The organism is Pyxidicoccus caerfyrddinensis (genome assembly GCF_010894405.1).
Taxonomy (GTDB): domain Bacteria; phylum Myxococcota; class Myxococcia; order Myxococcales; family Myxococcaceae; genus Myxococcus; species Myxococcus caerfyrddinensis.
This window is the reverse complement of the sequence record NZ_JAAIYA010000002.1, coordinates 834,601-852,619: the sequence shown is the minus strand read 5'-3', so window position 1 is coordinate 852,619 and position 18,019 is coordinate 834,601. Positions and strand designations below refer to the sequence as shown.

Genomic DNA, 18,019 nt, shown 5'->3' with positions numbered 1-18,019 from the left:
TGCTCATCCCTCCCTACTCCGTGGACACGGCCTCGCCGCGTCCCTCCAGCGCCGCGCGCAGCGTGTGCCACGCGAGGCTCGCGCACTTCACCCGGGCCGGGAACTCGCTCACCCCGGACAGGACGGCCAGCTTCCCCAGCGCGTCCACGTCCACGCCCTCCGGACCTTCCGTCACCAGCTTGTGTACCCGCTCGAAGAGGGCCTCCGCCTCCGCGCGCGTCTTGTCCTTCACCGCTCCCGTCATCAGCGACGCGGACGCCTTCGAAATCGCGCAGCCCTGCCCCTGGAAGCCGATGTCGCGGATGACGTCGCCCTCCACCTTCAGCGTCACCGAGAGCTGGTCGCCACACAGCGGGTTGTGCCCCGCCGCCTCGCGGTTGTGGCCCTCCACCACGCGGTAGTTGCGCGGCCGCTTGGAGTGCTCCAGGACGACCTCCTGGTAGAGGTCCGACAGGTCCGAGCTCACTTGAACACCTCCAGCACCTTGTGCAGCCCGCGGACGAGCGCGTCCACGTCCTCCGTCGTGTTGTAGAGCGCCAGCGAAGCGCGCGACGTGGCCGGCACCTTGAAGTACTGCATCACCGGCTGCGCGCAGTGGTGGCCCGTGCGGATGCAGATGCCCTCGCGGTCCAGAATCGTCCCCACGTCGTGGGGATGGATGTCTTCGAGGAGGAACGACAGCACCGCCGACTTCTCGCGTGCCGTGCCCACGATGCGCAGCCCCGGCACCGACTCCAGCGCCTTCGTCGCGTACGCCAGCAGCTCCTGGTCGTGCGCCGCGACGTTCGCCATCCCCAGCGCCTCCAGGTACTCGATGGCCGCCGCGAGCCCCACCGCGCCCGCCAGGTCCGGCGTGCCGGCCTCGAAGCGGTGCGGCACGCGGTTGTAGGTCACCTTCTCCATGGTGACGGAGAGGATCATGTCCCCGCCGCCCTGGTACGGCGGCAGCGGCTCCAGGCGCTCCAGGCGGCCGTACAGCACGCCGATGCCCGTGGGGCCGAACATCTTGTGCCCGCTGAAGGCGTAGAAGTCGCAGCCCAGGTCCTGCACGTCCACCGGGAAGTGCGTCACCGCCTGCGCTCCGTCCACCAGCACGGGGATGCCCTTCGCGTGCGCCCTGCGCGTGAGCTCCTTCACCGGCACCACCGTGCCCAGCGCGTTGGACACGTGCGTCACCGCGAGGATGCGCGTGCGCTCCGTCATCAGCGCGTCCACCGCGTCCAGCTTCAATTCGCCGCGCTCATCCACCGGGATGACCTTGAGCACGGCGCCGGTCTGCTCGCACAGCATCCGCCAGGGGACGATGTTGGCGTGGTGCTCGATGTGCGTGATGAGGACTTCATTACCCGGGCCCAGGTGCTTGCGGCCGTAGGTCTGCGCCACCAGGTTGATGGCCTCGGTGGTGCCGCGCACGAAGATGATTTCCTTCGCGTCGCGGGCATTGATGAAGCGGCGCACCGTCTCACGCGCGCCCTCGTAGGCCTCGGTGGCGCGCTCGGAGAGCACGTGGACACCGCGGTGCACGTTGGCGTTGTCGTGCTGGTAGAAGCGCACGATGGAGTCGATGACCGCCTGCGGCTTCTGCGAGGTGGCCGCGCTGTCCAGGTACACCAGCGGCCGGCCCCGCACCTCCTGACGAAGGATGGGGAAGTCGGCGCGAACCTTCTGCACGTCGAAGCCGCTCATGCCCGCACCTCACGCCGGGCCGCGCCCGGCAGCTTCAGGGCCAGCAGGCCCTCCACGCTGTCCCGCACCGGCCCCGCCGGCACCGCGTCCACCACCTCGCGGGCAAAGGCATACGTGAGCAGCCGCTCGGCCTCCGCCCGCGGAATGCCGCGAGAGCGCAGGTAGAAGAGCGCCACCGCGTCCAGCCGCCCTACCGCCGCGCCGTGCGCGCACTTCACGTCGTCCGCAAGGATTTCCAACTGCGGACGCGCATCCGCCTGCGCCGACTCGGACAGGAGCAGGTTGCGGTTCTGCTGCCGCGAGTCCGTGCGCTGCGCGTCCTGCCGCACGCGGATGAGGCCGTGGAACGTGCCGCGCGACTGGTCATCCAGCACGCCCTTGTACAGCTCGCGGCTGGTGCAGCGGGGCACCGCGTGGTCCAGCGCGGTGCGGTTGTCCAGGTGCTGCGTGCCCCGGCCCACGTACAGGCCGTTGAGCGTGGCGTCTCCACCCTCGCCCGCGAAGGCGGAGTGCACCTCGTTGCGAGACAGCGCGCCGCCGAAGGAGAACGCATGCGACGCGAAGCGGCTGTCCCGCCCCTGCCGCACGTGCAGCCCGCTCACGTGCACCGCCGTGTCCGACTCCGCCTGGAGCTTGTAGTGGTGCAGGCTGGCGTTGTCCTCCAGCGTCACCTCCGTCACCGCGTTGGTGAAGGTGGCTCCCGCGCCGACGCCCGCGTAGGTCTCCACCAACGTCGCCTCGCTGCTCTCCCCTGCGAGCACCAGGATGCGCGGGCTGGCCAGCACCGGCGAGTCTCCGCGCGTGAGGAAGAGGAGCTGCACCGGCACCTCGCTCACCGTGCCCGGGGCCAGCCGCAAGAGCGCGCCGTCCTCCAGCAGTGCCGCGTTGAGCGCAGTGAGCGCCGAGTCACCGGCCAGGGCCCGCTGGCCTAGCACGGACTCCAGCAAGTCACCGTCCTCGCGCAGCGCGTCCCGCAGCGGCTTCAGCGTCAGCCCGCGCGGCAGCCCGGCCACCGACGACAGCTCCGGAGCCAGCCGCCCGTCCACGAAGACGAGCCGAGGGCCCGGCAGCCCGAGCCGCTCCACCACCGCCGATAGCGCCCCCGTACCGCGCGCATCGCCGACCGGAATGAACGTTCCTTCCGCGGGGGTCGCCAGCCGCCCCGCACCGCGCCCCGCTTCAGCCGGAATGAACGTTCCTTCCGCACCGGTCGCCGACCGCCCCGCCCCGGCCGGAATGAACGTTCCTTCCGCACCGGCCGCCGACCGCCCCGCCGCCCGCGCCTCCCCGGGTGGAAGGAACATTCCTTCCGCGAGGGGCGCCAGCCGCGTGTACTTCCACGCCTCGTCGCGGTTGGTGGGCAGCCCCTGCCGCTCCAGGTGCGCGAGCCCCTCGGAGCGCACGCGCCTCAGCCACGCCGGCGCGGACGCGTCCGCCGCATGGAAGCGCGAAGCCACGTCCAGGTAGTGCGCCAGGGCCGGCGTCATCGCCGCGCCTCCCCGCCCTTCGGTGCGGCCGTCTTGCCGTCCTGCAGGCCCAGCCAGCTGTAGCCCTTCTCCTCCAGCTCCAGCGCCAGCTCGCGCCCGCCCGAGCGGATGATGCGGCCCGCCGCCATGACGTGCACCTTGTCCGGGACGATGTAGTCCAAGAGCCGCTGGTAGTGCGTAATCAGCACCATGCCGCGCTCCGGCGAGCGCAGCGCATTCACGCCGCCCGCCACCGTGCGCAGCGCGTCGATGTCCAGGCCCGAGTCCGTCTCGTCGAGAATCGCCAGGCGCGGCTCCAGCACCGCCATCTGGAAGATTTCGTTCCGCTTCTTCTCGCCGCCGGAAAACCCCTCATTCACCGAGCGGTTCATGAACGCCGCGTCGAGCTGCACCAGCTTCGACTTCTCCTTGGCCAGCTGGAGGAAGTCCATCGCGTCCAGCTCCTCCAGCCCCCGCACCCGGCGCTGCGCGTTGAGCGCGGTGCGCAGGAAGTGCAGGTTGCCCACGCCCGGAATCTCCACCGGGTACTGGAAGGCGAGGAAGACGCCCGACGTGGCGCGCTCCTCGGGCGACAGCCCCAGCAGCGGCTTGCCGTCGAACAGCACCTCGCCCTGCGTGACCTCATAGCCGTCACGGCCCGCGAGCACGCTGGCCAGGGTGCTCTTCCCGGAGCCGTTGGGGCCCATGATGGCGTGCACCTCTCCGGGGCGCACCTCCAGGTCGATGCCCTTGAGGATGTCCTTGCCCGCCACGCGGGCGTGCAGATTGCGAACCGTCAGCAATGCCATGACCTACCCCACACTCCCCTCGAGGCTCACCCCGAGCAGCTTCTGCGCTTCCACCGCGAACTCCATCGGGAGTTCCTTGAACACCTGGCGGCAGAAGCCGTTGACGATCATCGACACCGCGTCCTCTTGCGAGATGCCGCGCTGCCGGCAGTAGAAGAGCTGGTCCTCGCCAATCTTCGACGTGGACGCCTCATGCTCCACCTGCGCGGACGCGTTCTTCACCTCGATGTACGGCACCGTGTGGGCGCCGCACTTGTCACCGAGGAGCAACGAGTCGCACTGCGTGTAGTTGCGCGCGTTCTCCGCGCTCTTCAGCACCTTCACCAGCCCGCGGTACGTGTTCTGCCCGCGTCCGGCCGAGATGCCCTTGGACACGATGGTGCTGCGGGTGTTCTTCCCGATGTGCACCATCTTCGTGCCGGTGTCCGCCTGCTGCAGGTTGTTGGTGAGCGCCACCGAGTAGAACTCGCCCACCGAGTCGTCGCCCTTGAGGATGACGCTCGGGTACTTCCACGTAATCGCCGAGCCCGTCTCCACCTGCGTCCACGAAATCTTGGACCCGCGGTGCGCAATCCCGCGCTTGGTGACGAAGTTGTAGATGCCGCCCCGCCCCTCCGCGTCGCCCGGGTACCAGTTCTGCACCGTGGAGTACTTGATGTTGGCGCCGTCCAGCGCCACCAGCTCCACCACCGCCGCGTGCAGCTGGTTGGTGTCGCGCTGGGGCGCGGTGCAGCCCTCCAGGTAGCTCACGGTGGCGCCCTCGTCCGCGACGATGAGGGTGCGCTCGAACTGGCCCGTCTCCGCCGCGTTGATGCGGAAGTACGTGGACAGCTCCATGGGGCAGCGCACGCCCTTGGGCACGTAGACGAACGAGCCGTCGCTGAACACCGCCGAGTTGAGCACCGCGAAGAAGTTGTCCGAGTACGGCACCACCGAGCCCAGGTACTTCTTCACCAGCTCCGGGTGCTCGCGCACGGCCTCGGAGAACGAGCAGAAGATGACGCCCGCCTTGCGCAGCTTGTCCTTGAACGTGGTGGCCACCGACACCGAGTCGAAGACGGCGTCCACCGCGACGTTCTGCATGAGCTTCTGCTCGTGCAGCGGAATGCCGAGCTTCTCGTACGTGCGGAGGATTTCCGGGTCGACCTCGTCCAGGCTGCCCTTCTTCGGCTTCTGCTTCGGCGCCGAGTAGTAGCGGATGGCCTGGTAGTCGATGGCGTTGTACTTCACGGCCTGCCAGTTCGGCTCCTTCATGGTGAGCCAGTGGCGGAAGGCCTTGAGTCGCCACTCGAGCATGAAGGCGGGCTCGCCCTTCTTCTCGGACAGCTGGCGGATGACGTCCTCGCTCAGCCCCGGGGGGAAGGTGTCCGACTCCACCTCGGTGACGAAGCCGGCCTCGTATGGGCGGCGAGTCAATTCCTGGAGGGTGTCGGTGCTCATGAACGGACTCCTGTGACGGAAGCAGCTGCGGTGGGGGCGGCGCTGGTTGGGGCCGCGGGCCGTGACGGCATGCCCAGGCCCACCAGGCGCTCGGGGATGCGGGGCGCGGGGGCGACGAGGTCCGCCAGCGTCAGCCGGCCCAGCGCCTCTTGAATGGCGGTGTTGATGAGGCGCCAGTGGCCGCGCACGTGGCACACGGACTCCAGCTCGCAGGGGGCGCCGCCGGTGGTGTGGACGCCACACTCGGTGAGGGCGACGGGGCCTTCCAGCGCGGTGACGAGCTCCGCCAGGGTGAGCTCGGCAGGCGGGCGGGACAGGCCATAGCCGCCGTTGACGCCGCGGTGGGACACCACGAGGCCCGCCTGGAGCAGGCCCTTGAGCACCTTGCTGGCCGAGGGCAACGGCACGCGCGTGCGCGCCGCCAGCTCGCGGGTGGTGCGCGTGTCACCCTCCGCGCGAGCCAGCTCGGTCATCAGCACGATGCCGTAGTCGGTCATCTTGCTCATCCGAAGCATGGGTGCGGGTGTCTCCTCTCCGGGTCTGATTCCTGCGGGTCCCCGGGCTCCCCGGGGGCGTCATATGTAATGTGGACCAGTTCAGTCCACATTGCATTTTGAGGCAGTGGCCGGGAGCCGCTGGTTGGAGGGCAGGTAGGAGAGGGCTAGGGTGGCAGGCCCCGTCCCCCGGAGGAGCCCACACGATGCGTCGTCCCCTGATGCTGCTCGCCATCCTGGCCCTGGCCGCGGTGGCCTGCGAGAAGAAGTCCACGCCCGCGCCCGCGCAGCCCGCGGCGGACGGACAGAGCGCCGGGGCCCAGGCGACCGGCCCGGCCCCGGTGGATGCGAACACCCTCCTGCTGGGTGAGGTGGGCAGCCTGACGGGCTCGGAGGCGACGTTCGGCATCTCCGCGCGCAACGGCATCGAGATGGCCATCAACGAGGCCAACGCGGCGGGCGGGGTGAGGGGCAAGAAGCTGGCCGTGCGCGTGTACGACAGCCAGGGCCGTCCGGAGGAAGGGGCCCAGGCGGTGACGCGGCTCATCACCCAGGACAAGGTGGTGGTCATCCTGGGCGAGGCGGCGTCCTCGGTGTCCATGGCCATGGCGGAGAAGGCGCAGGCGGCGAAGGTGCCGATGATTACGCCCACCTCCACCAGCCCCGAGGTGACGAAGAAGGGCGACTACATCTTCCGCGTCTGCTTCATCGACCCGTTCCAAGGCCTGGTGATGGCGAAGTTCGCGCGCGAGAACCTGAAGCTGTCGCGGGTGGCGATGCTGCGCGACAACAAGAGCGCGTTCTCCATGGGACTGGCGGACGTGTTCAACGAGAAGTTCACGGCGTTCGGCGGCAAGGTCGTCGGGGACGAGAGCTACTCGAAGGGCGACACGGACTTCCGCGCGCAGCTCACGGCGCTCAAGCAGCTCAAGCCCGAGGCCGTCTTCGTGCCGGGGTACTACACGGACGTGGGCATCATCGCGCGGCAGGCGCGCGAGGTGGGGCTGAAGGTGCCGCTGCTCGGCGGTGACGGCTGGGACTCCGACAAGCTGTACGAGCTGGGTGGCTCCGCGCTGGAGGGCAGCTACTTCTCCAACCACTACTCGCCGGACAACCCGGACCCCAAGCTCCAGCAGTTCCTGGCGAAGTACAAGCAGAGCTACGGCAGCGTGCCGGACAGCGTGGGCGTGCTGGCGTACGACGCGGCCAGCGTGGCGATTGAGGCCATGAAGCGCGCTCCAGACCTGAGCGGCCCGGCCCTGCGCGACGCGATTGCCGCGACGAAGGACTTCCCGGGCATCTCCGGCCGCATCACCCTGGACGCCAACCGCGACGCGGTGAAGGAGGCCGTGGTGCTGAAGGTGGCCGGCGGCAAGGCGGAGTTCGTCACCACCGTGAAGCCGTAGCGGGCTCATAGCAGTCCCAGCGAAGTATGTGGCGCCCCTCCGGCCAGATGCCCATCATCGCCGGAGGGGCGTTTTCAGTTTCAGTCCAGGAGGCGGTTCATGGAGTTCACGCTGGAGGTGCGCAACTTCCGTGGCCTGCGCCGCGTCGAGTGGACGCCCTCGGGTGTGTGCGCCGTCGTCGGGCCCAATGGCAGCGGCAAGACGACGCTGATTGATGTGCTGCAGCTTCTGAGCGATGCGGTGAGCCAGGGCTTCACCAAGGCGCTTGAGCAGCATGGTGGGGCCTATGGCCTGCGCCACTTCGAGGCGCCTGGCGACGAGCCGGTCGTCTTTGGTGTCCGGCGCGGAACCGTCCAGTGGACGTTCCAGCCTGAAGTCAGCCTCGGCTCTGGAGGGGCTCGCGTTCCCTTCACCGAGAAGTTCCTGAAGGACGACACGGTCATCTTCGAGCAGAACCGAGAGAGTCTCTCGGCCGGACGGCATGGGTCTCATCTGCCGGATGACCGGCTGTTCCGCCACGTCCCCGATGAGCTGCTGCTCGGTACTTCCAAAGAGGATGTCCTGGGCCTCATGTCGGCGATGGGGGGCTACCGCCACCACCGTCATTACTCGCTCCCATCCCTGCGCAGCGAGGGCTCCCGGCTGAGCGGAGACCTGGCGCTCGCGAAGGATGGACGCAACGTCTTCGCGGTCCTGATGAACTGGCACAACCGACGGGACCAGAGCGAGCGCTGGCGGTTCGTCACGGACAACCTGCGAACCTGCTTCCCAGAGTTGATGGCGGACTTCTCCTTCCCCATCGCCGCCAACATCGTCTCGTGCGAGGTGCATACGCCGCGCGGAGACACGCTGACGCCTGGCCTGCTGCCGGATGGATTCCTCGTCATGATGATCCATCTCTGCGCCATCGCGTCTACGGAGGAGCACTCCGTCGTGGCGGTCGACGAGCCCGAGAACGCGCTGCACCCCTTCGCCATCCGGCAGTTGGTCGCGGCCTTCAGGGAGTGGTCTGACAAGCACGATGTCACCGTGCTCCTGGCGACCCACTCGCCCGTCCTGCTCGATACCTTCAAGGAACATCCCGAGAAGGTCTTCGTCATGGAGCCGGGCCAGGAGGTGTTGCCGGTGCCGCTCGACAAGCTCAAGACACGGAACTGGCTGGCACACTTCTCGCTGGGAGACCTCTACGAGCGCCTCAAATTCGGAGCGCCGACAGGGGTCGAAGAAGAGTGAGCGCACGGGTCGGGCTGCTGGTGACGGGGAAGTGCGAAGAGAAGGCCCTGGCAGACTCCCTGGGACGCATCTTCCCCGAGGCCCGGTTCGAGGTGCTCGACCGCATCGAGTCCTTCACCAGCGCCGACCTGCGGGACGTACCGGATTCGGAAGTGCCGACGACACTCGAGAAGTTCGCAAAGAGCATCGTCGCGGCGGTCGAGGACGAGCCTCCCGACCTGGTGGTAGCCATCGATGACTTGGAGCTCGTCAACGCGTCACACCCCGAGCTGGTCGGGCGCCGCGTACGGGATGCCGTTCGCTGGCATCTCGAAACACACGACTGGTCGTCGGAAACCATGCGCCTGAAGGTCGTCGACCGCGTGCGGAAGCGCTGCTCGTTCCACCTGTTCGCGCCCATGGTCGAGGCCTACTTCTTCGCCGAGCCCGAGGCGCTCGGGCGGGCAGGAGCCACACAGCCGGCCCGCCTCGACGCTACCAGGCCTGACCTGGAGGACTTCCTCACGGACGACCCGGAGTTCCTCCAGCACCCCAACGTCCCGCATCAGCAGAAGCGGAAGTCCTGGGCGATTCCGGAGCGAGCCCGGCACCCGAAGCACTACCTGCGCTTCCTCTGCGAGCCGACGAACCCCCTCACGGATCGATACGTGGAAACACGCGGAGGCGCCGCCGCCTTGAGCCATCTCGCGTGGGGACAGGTGTTCGCGCACGCGGACCGTGTCCGCCTCGCCTGCTCCCTCTTCGAGGACATCGCCGACGCGCTCAGCATCGACCATCCGTTCCCCGGCGAGAGTCACCCGGCCACGGCGAGCTTCAAGTCAGCGCGCGTCCTCAGGAACCTCTGACGGCCGTCAGGGAATGGGCGACTGGATGATGTAGTAGATGCCCTGGAAGTACCGCTGCAGGCCGTTGATGAGCTGCACCAGGAACGGCCAGCCCAGCAGCGTGAAGCCCAGCAGCGCGGCGGTGACCACGGAGTACTCCACCATCGCCTGACCGCGAGCGCGCGCGAGAAACCCGGCCTTCACTTGGCACCTCCAGTCCCCGGAGCAGGCGCGGGCGTGTTGCCGGGTGCCGGCACCTTGGGCGGAGGCGGAGGCGCCTTCGCCGCGGCATCACAGTCCTCCAAGCACTTCTTCTTCGTGTCCGCGACCAGCTTCTGGCACTTCGCCAGCGCCGCGCCCGCCTTCGCTATCTTCTGGCAGGTCTCCTCGAAGGCGACCTCGTCGTCGTCACACCTGCGCGTGCACGCATCCACCGCGCCCGCGGGCCCGGCGGCGAGCCACAGCCCCAGCCCCGCCAGCACGGCCAGCGCCCCCTGGGTCGTCTTCATCGGTCCTTCCCTCCAGAATTCCATCATGGCGCGCTGCCCCGTCGCAGCAGCGACAACTGCAGCTCCACGCCCGGCGGGCGCTCGCGCAGCACCGCCCGGCCCCTCGACTCCCGCCGCTCCAGCTCGAAGGCGATGCCCCCGGTCTGTATCGGCTCCGTCGCCCCCGCCTGCCACCCCTGCTCCCGCAGCACCGCCCGGTAGCGCGCCTCCGCGCCCCCGAGAGTGTCCTCCGGCAGCTTCCCGGACACCACCTGGTGCGTGGAGCCCTCCATGTTGAAGGTCATCGCCAGCGGCTCCGTGAGCCCCGACGGCACCGGCACCCACTCCGGCACGCCCCGGCCCCGCTCCAACAGCCCCTTCACCTGTCCGGACGACACGAAGACCAGCGTCTCCCCGCCCTGCGCCAGCACCGACACCAGCCGCACCTCGAGCGTGTCCGGGCTCCAGTAGCCCACGTAGCCGCCGTTGTCCCCGTGCGTCTCCCGGACGACGGGCAGCCCCATGTCGAGCAGCACCTTCGCGTAGTGCCCCAGCACCTGCGCCGGCGTGTCCCGGGTGGAGAACCACGCCACCGCCATGCTCGTATCCGGCCCCAGGTAGTCCGAGGCCAGCACCTCGGGGCGGCTGCGCGCTCGCGGGTAGGGCGGGAAGTGCGACAGCGCCCGCTGGAGGATGGCCTCCTCGGCCGGCGTGCGCGTCAGCTCGCGCGTGGAGCCCTCCTCCCCGTGCCCGGGGAACTCCGGAGGCTCCCACTCCCCCGACGCCGTGCTCCCGCCGTACGAGACGCGCTCCCAGCCGAAGCCGATGAGACAACCCACCACCGCCACGGAGAACAGGAGGGCCGGGATGCGGACGGCCCGCCCTGACGCCGCGGCCATCAGCAGGGCTCCTCGGGCTTGCAGCCCATGTACCCGGTGCTGCGCGCGTCCCGGGTCTTCTGGTTGCCGTCCTGGTCCCAGTCGCGCCACTCGCTGTTGAAGTAGCTCTGCGAGCTGCCCTGCTGGGTGATGCTCTCCTCCGGCGGGTCGTCCCCGAACGGCTTGATGGCCATGCTGGGCTCGCGCGGATCATCCCCCGCGGGCTTGCCGTCCAGGCTCAGGTTGTCGGCGAGTATCTCGTTGTCGATGGCCTCGTCGACGTAGTCGGCGGCCGCCTGCGACATGTCCGAATAGCCCTGGTTCTCCTGGTGCTTGTACAGGTGGGACACGCGCTCGAAGAGCTCCCCCGACTTCGCGCCGGGCCGGATGTCGGCGGGCTCGGTGAGCGCCCAGGTGTCGGTGAGGACGGAGAGCCGCTCCCAGGGCAGGAGGTAGACGTTGCCGGCCACGCCCCCCGGGTCAGCCTGGTACGTGCCGCCCCTGGCGTTGTTGTGGACGCCCGCGCCCCGGTCCTGCTTGTCCTTGGCCAGGTCCACCTTGGAGAACTGCGCGAAGACGCTGCGCTGCAAGAGGTAGTTCTGCACGCCGATGCGCGCCGAACAGCGGATGAGGCCGCCCTTGCCGTACTCGTCCATATAGGACTGGTGCATCGACACCCCGTACGCGCCCACCTCGGCGCCGCCCGCGTTCAGCGTGCACTCCACCTGCTGGGAGCCGGGGTTGAGCCAGCAGGCGTGGGACACCACCTCCTGGTGGTGGATTTCCTCGTCCCCGCACTCGCGGGGCTGAGGCCCCGTTTCGAAGCTGTCGATGCCCGACTCGTGGTCGCAGTACGTCAGCCGCGCGTACCCCTGGACCATGCCGAAGCCCGCGAACTTCTCGCCGCCCTGCGGCGCCTTGGCGTAGTCCTGGACGACGTAGTCCCAGACGGTGGAGAGCGCGGTCTCTTGCGCGTCCAGGGCGTGGCGCAGCAGGTCGTCCAGGAAGAGCGAGTAGAGGAACACGGGGATGATGACCAGCATGCTCAGCGCCAATTCCACCGCGGCGGCGCCCCGGGCCGCACGGGCCTGTACGCGCCTCACAGCGACACCCCCGGCACACGCGCCAGGTCGGCCGCGTCCTGGTTGCCCGCCGCCTCCAGCACCCGCCCGGCCTCGTCACCGTCGCGGAAGGGGTGCAGCTTCGCGCGCCAGTAGGGGCCGAAGAGGTTGGGCGGCTCGCGCCAGCCGTTGTCCCCGAAGCGGTGGTAGTAGACCAGCGCCTTGGACAGGCCCACGCCCTCGTCCGCGGACAGCGTGAGCCGACCCGAGCCCTGCGCGCCGTGCCGGAACTCCAGCGTGGCGGAGGAGTTCAGCTCCCAGGGCGTCTTCTTGGGGTCTCCGCCCCGGAACTGCTTGGTGACGTAGCTGTACACGCGCGGCTGGCCCCAGTCCCGCGCCGGGGAGGGGTTGGCGCGGAACTTCATGAAGCAGTTGCCGGACTGCGAGCAGGCCGTCAGCGCCTTGGCGTTGACGCCCTCGAACGGGTGCTGGCCCGAGTGCGCGCCGCTCGGCTCATGGCCGCCGTTGCCCTCGTCGCTCCAGACCTCCGCCTTGTAGGGCGACATGCCGATGCCGTGCTTCCACTTGTGGAAGATCATCCCCTCCTCCGACGCCGCCACCACGAGGCCCGAGTTGCCGCCCTGCTGGCCCGGGCCGTTGACCTCGCCATGGTCCTGCACCGTCTTCGCCGTGCCCACGTGCCGCAGCACCTGGTAGTTGCCCTCGTCGGGGATGTCCTCGAACTTGTCCATGAAGTCCGAGTGCAGGTACGCAGGAATCTGGATGGAGGGAATGCCGCCTGTCTCACGCGTCGCCGGCCAGCCGGAGCGGCTAGCGTTGGCCACCTCCGTCATCGCCCGCGCGCGGGCCTCGGGCGAGGTGCTCGCCACGCTGCCCTGGCAGTCCATGCCATCCACCGCGCAGTTGAACTCGTTGGCGTTCATGCCGCCCACCTGCTGCGCCAGGAAGGTGGCGCCGGGGGCGTTGTATTCCGTCAGCTGCTCCAGCCCGTTGCTCTTGCCGTCCTTCACCGACTGGAGCGTCTTGTCGTGGACCGAGCGCTGGGCGATGTGGAGGTTGTCCACCATCAGGTCCAGGCCCTTCATGGCGTCGACGAAGCTCGTCTCCCCGCCGCGCACCAGCTTGTCGTAGTCACTGCCTTCCTTGCTGAAGTCGCCGGCAATCTTCACCGCCTCGGCGGCGTGGATGCAGTGCTCGATGCAGGTGTAACACATGCACCGGATGACCTCGAGGGCCGCAATCTGGAAGAAGTTGTTGCGCGCGGCGCGCATCATCTCGCCCGAGACGCTGGCGGCGGCCACGTACGCGTGGATGCTGTTCATGGCCACGTACGAGCCGGCGATGGCCCGGTTGCCCACCGCGTAGTAGTTGAGCGCGCGCGCCTCCAGCACCGCCATGGAGTAGGCCAGCGCGTCGCTGTGCTGCTGCAGGCTCATCTTCTGGCGCAGCGCATGGCTGAGGTTGAAGCTCAGCGTCACCATCAGCGCGAGCACCAGGAAGGACAGGGCGCTGAGCACCATGGCCTGCCCGCGGCGCGCTCTCATCCTCAGTCGTAGGAGAACGGGAACTTGCATAGGTTCTTCTCGGGCAGGCTGTTCGTGTTCAGGTAGAAGTTGGATTGCATCCGCATGGTGTAGGTGGCGCGGATGGGCATGATGTAGACGTCCTGCGCGGCCGCGTCGTCGTACGTGCTCTCCGACTTGCCAGCGCTGGCGAACCTGCGCCCCTGCACCTTGCTGATCTCCGCCTGCTTCATCTTCCCCATGCGCAGCACGGACGTCACCTCGCGCCCGCGGGCCGCGTGGTAGATGACCCAGTCCGCGAAGGGGATGATCATCCGGTAGTTGAACGTCACCTGGACGCGAAGCTTGGTGCGCAGGCTCTCGCGCCACCCGTCCGGGGCGGTGTTCTTCGGGTCATCGAAGTCCATCTCCGCGGAGCTGGCGGGGATGTCCTCCTTCGTCGGGCCGCAGATGGTGACCTCCGCGTACTTCAGATCGACGCCGGGCATCTCGTTCGTCGACAGCTCACTCCACTTGGTCTCGAACTCGCTCGCGGTGCCGACGGGGCGAATGACCTCGATGCCGTCCTGGCCGCCCGTGCGGGTGCCCACCATGGGAAGCAGCACCGCGAGCGCGGCCTTCTCCATCTCGTCGACGTTGGCGTTGTGCAGTGAGCCGGCGCGCACCGCCTTGTAGGCGGCGTACTTCGTCATCAGACGTGCCTGGTGCATCAACCCCAGCTGGAGGATGCCCAGGATGAGGAAGACGAACAGCGGCAGGACGATGGCGGACTCCACCGCGGCCTGGCCCGACTGGGTCTCCGTCCCCGCGCGGAGTGGATTCGTCGGACGACTCATGTGCGGAAACTACTTGGGGTCTCCGACGTGGATCAATTCCGACAAGTGGACGCGGGGGCCCTCGGCAACAATGAAGCCGCGCTGCAAAACAGACAGGGGCAGCGCATGCGGTAAGGGGTTCCCCGGAAGTTGTAGGCGCCAGTCCCCGGCGTTTTCCCATTCACTACGAAAACGGAGCACGCGCACCGCCTGCTCGCCTGCCAAGAGAGAAAGGGATTACCGGCGCTTCACGATTTCCTGGATGAGCTCCACGTAGCGGCGGTTCTTGGGGTTGAGCTTGAAGGCCTTGCGGAAGGCATCTTCAGCGAGCGGCCACTGCGCCTCGCCCTGCGCCACCTCACCGAGAAACGCCCAGCCCTCCTCCATGCCCGGCTCCTGGCGCACCACGTCCTGCAGTTCCTGGAGCACGAGCCGGCCGTGCGCTTCCGGCTTCATCAGGTAGCGCGCGAAGGCGCGGTGGGCCTTGTAGAGCGGCTTCGGGTCGATGTCGCACGCGTACTCGAAGTACTCGAAGGCGCCCGCGAAGTTGCGCGCGTCCAGCCGGCGCTTCGCCTCGTCGAACTGGGTGCTCGCGTCCAGCAGGTCCGTGCGGATGCGGAACTGCTCCGCCGTGCTGGGCCGGTTGCTGCCGCGCTCCTTCTCCCGCTGCGCCGCGCGCCGCTTGCGCCACAGCAGGTTCTGCTCCGCGTCCGACAGCGCACCAAAGGCCTTCGCGTACGCGGCCAGCAGCGCCTCCGCCTTCTCGCGCAGCTCCGGAGTCTGGAAGCGCAGCGGCGAGTGACGGTCCGCCCAGGCGAAGAAGGCCTTGCGCAGCGGCACCGGCTGCACGTCCTCCGGCACCTCCAGCAGCGTGAAGGGGTCCTTGCTCCGGTGCGCGAGGAAGGCGCTCACCAGCGCGTTGCGCGCCACCTCGTCCTCGTCGGAGAAGGGCGTGCCCTGGGGCTGCTGCGCCACGGGCACGGGCGCTGGCGTCTCCACGGGCACCGGCACCGGGGCCGGAGTCGCCGGCATCGCGGCGGCCAGCTTCGCCGCGCGCTCATCCACGTCCTCCGCGAAGCCCGACACCTCCAGCTGGCACAGCGCGTACAGCCGCCGCAGCACCGTCTCCGTGTCGAAGCCGGTGCGCTCCAGCAGCTCGTTGAAGGTGGGGCGCTGGCGCAGGGCCTGGAAGAGGCGCGCGTCCTTGGAGGACAGCTTCAGCCCCGCGTCCACGCCGGGCATCTGCCCGAAGCGGCGCTCGTCGGTGAAGGTGAAGTGCGTGGCCACCGCGTCGAAGGGCATCACGTTGGCCACGCCGGTGAGGATGAGCTGCGCGGTGTTCATGCGCACGCTCGCGTCCGGCGTCTCCACGTCGGCGATGAGGCGGTACTTCGCGTCCGTCCACCGGAAGCAGTCGAGCAGCTTGTGCGCGAGGTTGGCCTGCAACTGCTTGTAGAGGTCGAAGGGGCTGATGAGCCCCTTCTGGATGAGCAGCGCGCCCATCTGCAGGCCCGACGACACGCTCTCCGCCAGCGTCTTCTGGTAGTCCGCCTCGGCAAGCCGCCCCTTCTCCACGAGGTACTTGCCCAGCGTCTCGTGCAGCAGGTTGGACTGGCACCCCACCGGCGCGCCGTCCTCGAAGACGATGCGCTTCTCGCGCTGGCGCACCTTCAGCTCCAGCGTGCAGGTGCGCTCCTCCACCATCAGCGAGTGCAGCAGCAGCGGGAAGGGCGTGTCGGCCAGCGTGCCGTCGCGCTGACGGAGCACCTGCGAGGGCGTGGGGAACATGCGGTGGGGGTCTCCGGTGCGGCGCTATTCGCCCAGGTCTTCTTCCAGGCCCGAGGCCGTGGGCGCCTCATCGTAGTACCCATGGCCGTACGTGGGCGGCTGCGACTGCACCTGCCGCATCACCCACCCGGCGGTGCCCATCACCACCGCCAGCGCCGCCGCGTACATCAGCGGCCGGCTGGGGCGCGCGCGCCATGCCCACTTGCGCTCCCGGCGGCGCTGGAAGCGCGGCGCCACCACGTAGTCGCTCCACGACTGCTCACGCATCCGCTTCGCGTCGTCCGCCCGCCCCGCCTTCGCCAGCGCCTGGGACAGGAGGAACCGCCCCTCCACCGAGCCGTGCCGAACAGTGTTGAAGCGCTCCAGCGCCTCCACCGCGCCCTTCGCGTCCCCGCGCTTCAGCCGGAAGCGGCCGCGCTCCAGGTGGATGGCGCCGAGCTGGTAGCCCGCGTCCAGCTTCTCCGCCTCGTCCAGCAGCAGCTCGCCCCGCTGCGCGTCCCCCGCGCCCAGGTAGGCCACGCCGAGCAGGTACAGCGTGTCCACGTCGTCGTCGCCCGCCTCGAGGTTGGGCCGGAGGATGTCCACCGCTTCCGCGTACCGCTTCTGCGCCACGCGGATGTCCGCCAGCTCGTGCCGGGCGCGCCGCTCATGCGGGTTGGTGAGGATGACGCCGGCCAGGTGCCCCGCGCGCTGGAAGCGCTTGAGCAGCCGCACCGGGCTGGGCAGCAGCTGCCACGTGAAGTGGTCCGCCGCGAAGACGATGACCACCATCAGCCCCAGCGACAACAGCGGGCTGCCCGTCAGCATCGACAGCATCATCCACAACATCCACTTGCTCATTCGCCCCTCTTGAATCCATCTGGCGGACGCTCCGCTAGAGCAGCCGCGCGCACACGGCGCTGTGCACGTCCGCGCCCTTCTCCGTCAAGGCCAGCCGCCCATCCCGCAGCGTCGCGAAGCCGTGCTCCACCAGGCGCGCCACCTCCACGCGCCGGGGCTCCACCGGCTGGCCGTACCGCTCGCACACCGCTTCCCAGTCCACCCCGGACACCAGCCGCAGGCCCATGGCCAGCCGCTCCGCGAACAGCTCCTCGGGCCCGAGCGCCTCGCGGCCCTCCTCCGGCAGCCGGCCGGCCTCCGCCTCCACGAGGTACTTCTCCGCGCTGCGCAGATTCGTGTACCGGTGCGCCGTGGGCTCCAGCAGCATGCCGGACGCGCCCACGCCCAGGGCGAGGTACTCGCCGCCCGTCCAGTAGAGCGCGTTGTGCCGCGAGCTGTAGCCGGGCCGCGCGTGGTTGGAGACCTCGTAGCGGTGCAGCCCGGCCGCCCCGTACACCTCGCGCACCACGCGGGCCATGGCCACCACGTCGTCGTCCGGGGGCAACTCCAGCTCGCCGCGCTTCAGCCGCTTCGACAGCGGCGTGTCCTCGGCCAGCACCTCGCGCTCCACCGTCAGCGCGTACGTGGACAGGTGCTCTGGCGCCAGCGCCACCGCGCGCCGCGCATCCGCCTCCACCTGCGCCACCGACTGGCCGTGCACGCCGTAGATGAAGTCCATGGCCACCACCGGGAAGCCCGCCCGGCGCGCCGCGTCCACCGCCCCCTCCACCATGGCCGCGTCGTGCGCGCGCCCCAGCGCCTTCAGCGTCTCCGGCTGGAAGGACTGCACGCCCAATGACAGACGATTCACGCCCGCCGCGCGGTAGCCCGCGAAGCGCTCCGCGTCCGCGCGCTCCGGGTTGGCCTCCAGCGACACCTCCACGTTGGGCGACACCGACAGCCGCGCGGAGATGCCCTCCAGCACCTGCGCCACGTAGCGCGGGTGCCACAGCGAGGGCGTGCCGCCGCCGAGAAAGATGGACTCCAGCGGCTTGTCCTTCAGCGCGGGCAGCGCGGCCACCCGCGAGTCCAACTCCGTGAGCACCGCGCGCGCGTAGCGCTCCTCGGGCACCTGCCGCGCCACCGCCACCGCGAAGTCGCAGTACGGGCACTTCGCCAGGCAATAGGGGAAGTGCAGGTACAGCCCGAAGCGGGCTGCCCGCATTCCCGTGAGTGGGTCCACTGGCGCGTCGAAGGGCATGAAGGGG

The 18,019-nt window shown here is 69.2% G+C and carries 18 protein-coding genes; 3 read left to right on the top strand and 15 right to left on the bottom strand.

Translation table 11 applies throughout. The features are described from left to right. Positions 1 to 13: 13 nt before the first annotated feature. From sufU to G4D86_RS06920, 6 genes are read right to left on the bottom strand one after another with little or no spacing between them, the layout of a single operon-like run. The gene (gene sufU / locus G4D86_RS06945; RefSeq protein ID WP_163990745.1) at positions 14 to 466 is read right to left on the bottom strand and encodes a Fe-S cluster assembly sulfur transfer protein SufU; all 453 of its coding nucleotides are present in this window, start codon (positions 464 to 466) and stop codon (positions 14 to 16) included. Continuing rightward, the gene (locus tag G4D86_RS06940; protein WP_163990743.1) at positions 463 to 1,686 is read right to left on the bottom strand and encodes a cysteine desulfurase; all 1,224 of its coding nucleotides are present in this window, start codon (positions 1,684 to 1,686) and stop codon (positions 463 to 465) included. Before G4D86_RS06940 ends, sufU begins: the two co-directional genes overlap by 4 nt. Next, positions 1,683 to 3,173, bottom strand: a complete 1,491-nt coding sequence (gene sufD / locus G4D86_RS06935; RefSeq protein WP_240360082.1) for a Fe-S cluster assembly protein SufD — start codon at positions 3,171 to 3,173, stop codon at positions 1,683 to 1,685. The genes G4D86_RS06940 and sufD overlap by 4 nt, the downstream gene beginning before the upstream one ends. Continuing rightward, positions 3,170 to 3,961 (bottom strand): Fe-S cluster assembly ATPase SufC, encoded by a 792-nt coding sequence (gene sufC / locus G4D86_RS06930; protein ID WP_163990741.1) that lies wholly within the window; start codon positions 3,959 to 3,961, stop codon positions 3,170 to 3,172. The genes sufD and sufC overlap by 4 nt, the downstream gene beginning before the upstream one ends. 3 nt (positions 3,962 to 3,964) lie before the next feature. Then, the gene (sufB, locus tag G4D86_RS06925) at positions 3,965 to 5,401 is read right to left on the bottom strand and encodes a Fe-S cluster assembly protein SufB (protein WP_163990739.1); all 1,437 of its coding nucleotides are present in this window, start codon (positions 5,399 to 5,401) and stop codon (positions 3,965 to 3,967) included. Continuing rightward, positions 5,398 to 5,916 carry an SUF system Fe-S cluster assembly regulator gene (locus tag G4D86_RS06920; protein ID WP_163990737.1) on the bottom strand — a complete coding sequence of 173 codons (519 nt, stop codon included), beginning with the start codon at positions 5,914 to 5,916 and terminating at the stop codon, positions 5,398 to 5,400. Before G4D86_RS06920 ends, sufB begins: the two co-directional genes overlap by 4 nt. 185 nt (positions 5,917 to 6,101) lie before the next feature. Here G4D86_RS06920 and G4D86_RS06915 point away from each other — a divergent pair, with 185 nt between their 5' ends. The 3 genes from G4D86_RS06915 to G4D86_RS06905 all read left to right on the top strand — a co-directional run bounded on the left by G4D86_RS06915 (position 6,102) and on the right by G4D86_RS06905 (position 9,379). Next, positions 6,102 to 7,301: an ABC transporter substrate-binding protein gene (locus G4D86_RS06915; protein WP_163990735.1), complete on the top strand. Its 1,200-nt coding sequence runs from the start codon at positions 6,102 to 6,104 to the stop codon at positions 7,299 to 7,301. Positions 7,302 to 7,400: 99 nt separating this feature from the next. Continuing rightward, positions 7,401 to 8,534: an AAA family ATPase gene (locus G4D86_RS06910; RefSeq protein WP_163990733.1), complete on the top strand. Its 1,134-nt coding sequence runs from the start codon at positions 7,401 to 7,403 to the stop codon at positions 8,532 to 8,534. Continuing rightward, positions 8,531 to 9,379, top strand: coding sequence for a hypothetical protein (locus G4D86_RS06905; RefSeq protein WP_163990731.1), 849 nt, complete (start codon positions 8,531 to 8,533; stop codon positions 9,377 to 9,379). The genes G4D86_RS06910 and G4D86_RS06905 overlap by 4 nt, the downstream gene beginning before the upstream one ends. Positions 9,380 to 9,385: 6 nt before the next feature. Here the strand turns inward: G4D86_RS06905 and G4D86_RS06900 are convergent, their stop codons facing one another. The 9 genes from G4D86_RS06900 to hemW form a co-directional block, all read right to left on the bottom strand. Further along, on the bottom strand, positions 9,386 to 9,562 hold the full coding sequence (locus tag G4D86_RS06900; protein ID WP_163989416.1) for a hypothetical protein: 177 nt from the start codon (positions 9,560 to 9,562) through the stop codon (positions 9,386 to 9,388). Then, a complete protein-coding gene (locus tag G4D86_RS06895; RefSeq protein WP_163990729.1) occupies positions 9,559 to 9,867 on the bottom strand; it encodes a hypothetical protein in 309 nt (102 codons plus the stop codon). The genes G4D86_RS06900 and G4D86_RS06895 overlap by 4 nt, the downstream gene beginning before the upstream one ends. A gap of 23 nt (positions 9,868 to 9,890) precedes the next feature. Further along, positions 9,891 to 10,745 carry a hypothetical protein gene (locus G4D86_RS06890; protein ID WP_240360081.1) on the bottom strand — a complete coding sequence of 285 codons (855 nt, stop codon included), beginning with the start codon at positions 10,743 to 10,745 and terminating at the stop codon, positions 9,891 to 9,893. Further along, positions 10,745 to 11,767: a hypothetical protein gene (locus G4D86_RS06885; protein WP_163990879.1), complete on the bottom strand. Its 1,023-nt coding sequence runs from the start codon at positions 11,765 to 11,767 to the stop codon at positions 10,745 to 10,747. The genes G4D86_RS06890 and G4D86_RS06885 overlap by 1 nt, the downstream gene beginning before the upstream one ends. 56 nt (positions 11,768 to 11,823) lie before the next feature. Further along, complete coding sequence (locus G4D86_RS06880; RefSeq protein ID WP_420821842.1) at positions 11,824 to 13,350, bottom strand: TadE/TadG family type IV pilus assembly protein; 1,527 nt, start codon at positions 13,348 to 13,350, stop codon at positions 11,824 to 11,826. A 2-nt stretch (positions 13,351 to 13,352) separates the two neighbouring features. Next, a complete protein-coding gene (locus tag G4D86_RS06875) occupies positions 13,353 to 14,165 on the bottom strand; it encodes a TadE/TadG family type IV pilus assembly protein (protein WP_163990725.1) in 813 nt (270 codons plus the stop codon). Positions 14,166 to 14,381: 216 nt separating this feature from the next. Beyond that, positions 14,382 to 15,932 carry a DUF4388 domain-containing protein gene (locus G4D86_RS06870; protein WP_163990723.1) on the bottom strand — a complete coding sequence of 517 codons (1,551 nt, stop codon included), beginning with the start codon at positions 15,930 to 15,932 and terminating at the stop codon, positions 14,382 to 14,384. 24 nt (positions 15,933 to 15,956) lie between these two features. Then, on the bottom strand, positions 15,957 to 16,772 hold the full coding sequence (locus tag G4D86_RS06865) for a hypothetical protein (protein ID WP_163990721.1): 816 nt from the start codon (positions 16,770 to 16,772) through the stop codon (positions 15,957 to 15,959). A 34-nt stretch (positions 16,773 to 16,806) separates the two neighbouring features. Next, complete coding sequence (hemW, locus tag G4D86_RS06860; protein WP_163990719.1) at positions 16,807 to 18,012, bottom strand: radical SAM family heme chaperone HemW; 1,206 nt, start codon at positions 18,010 to 18,012, stop codon at positions 16,807 to 16,809. Positions 18,013 to 18,019: the final 7 nt, after the last annotated feature.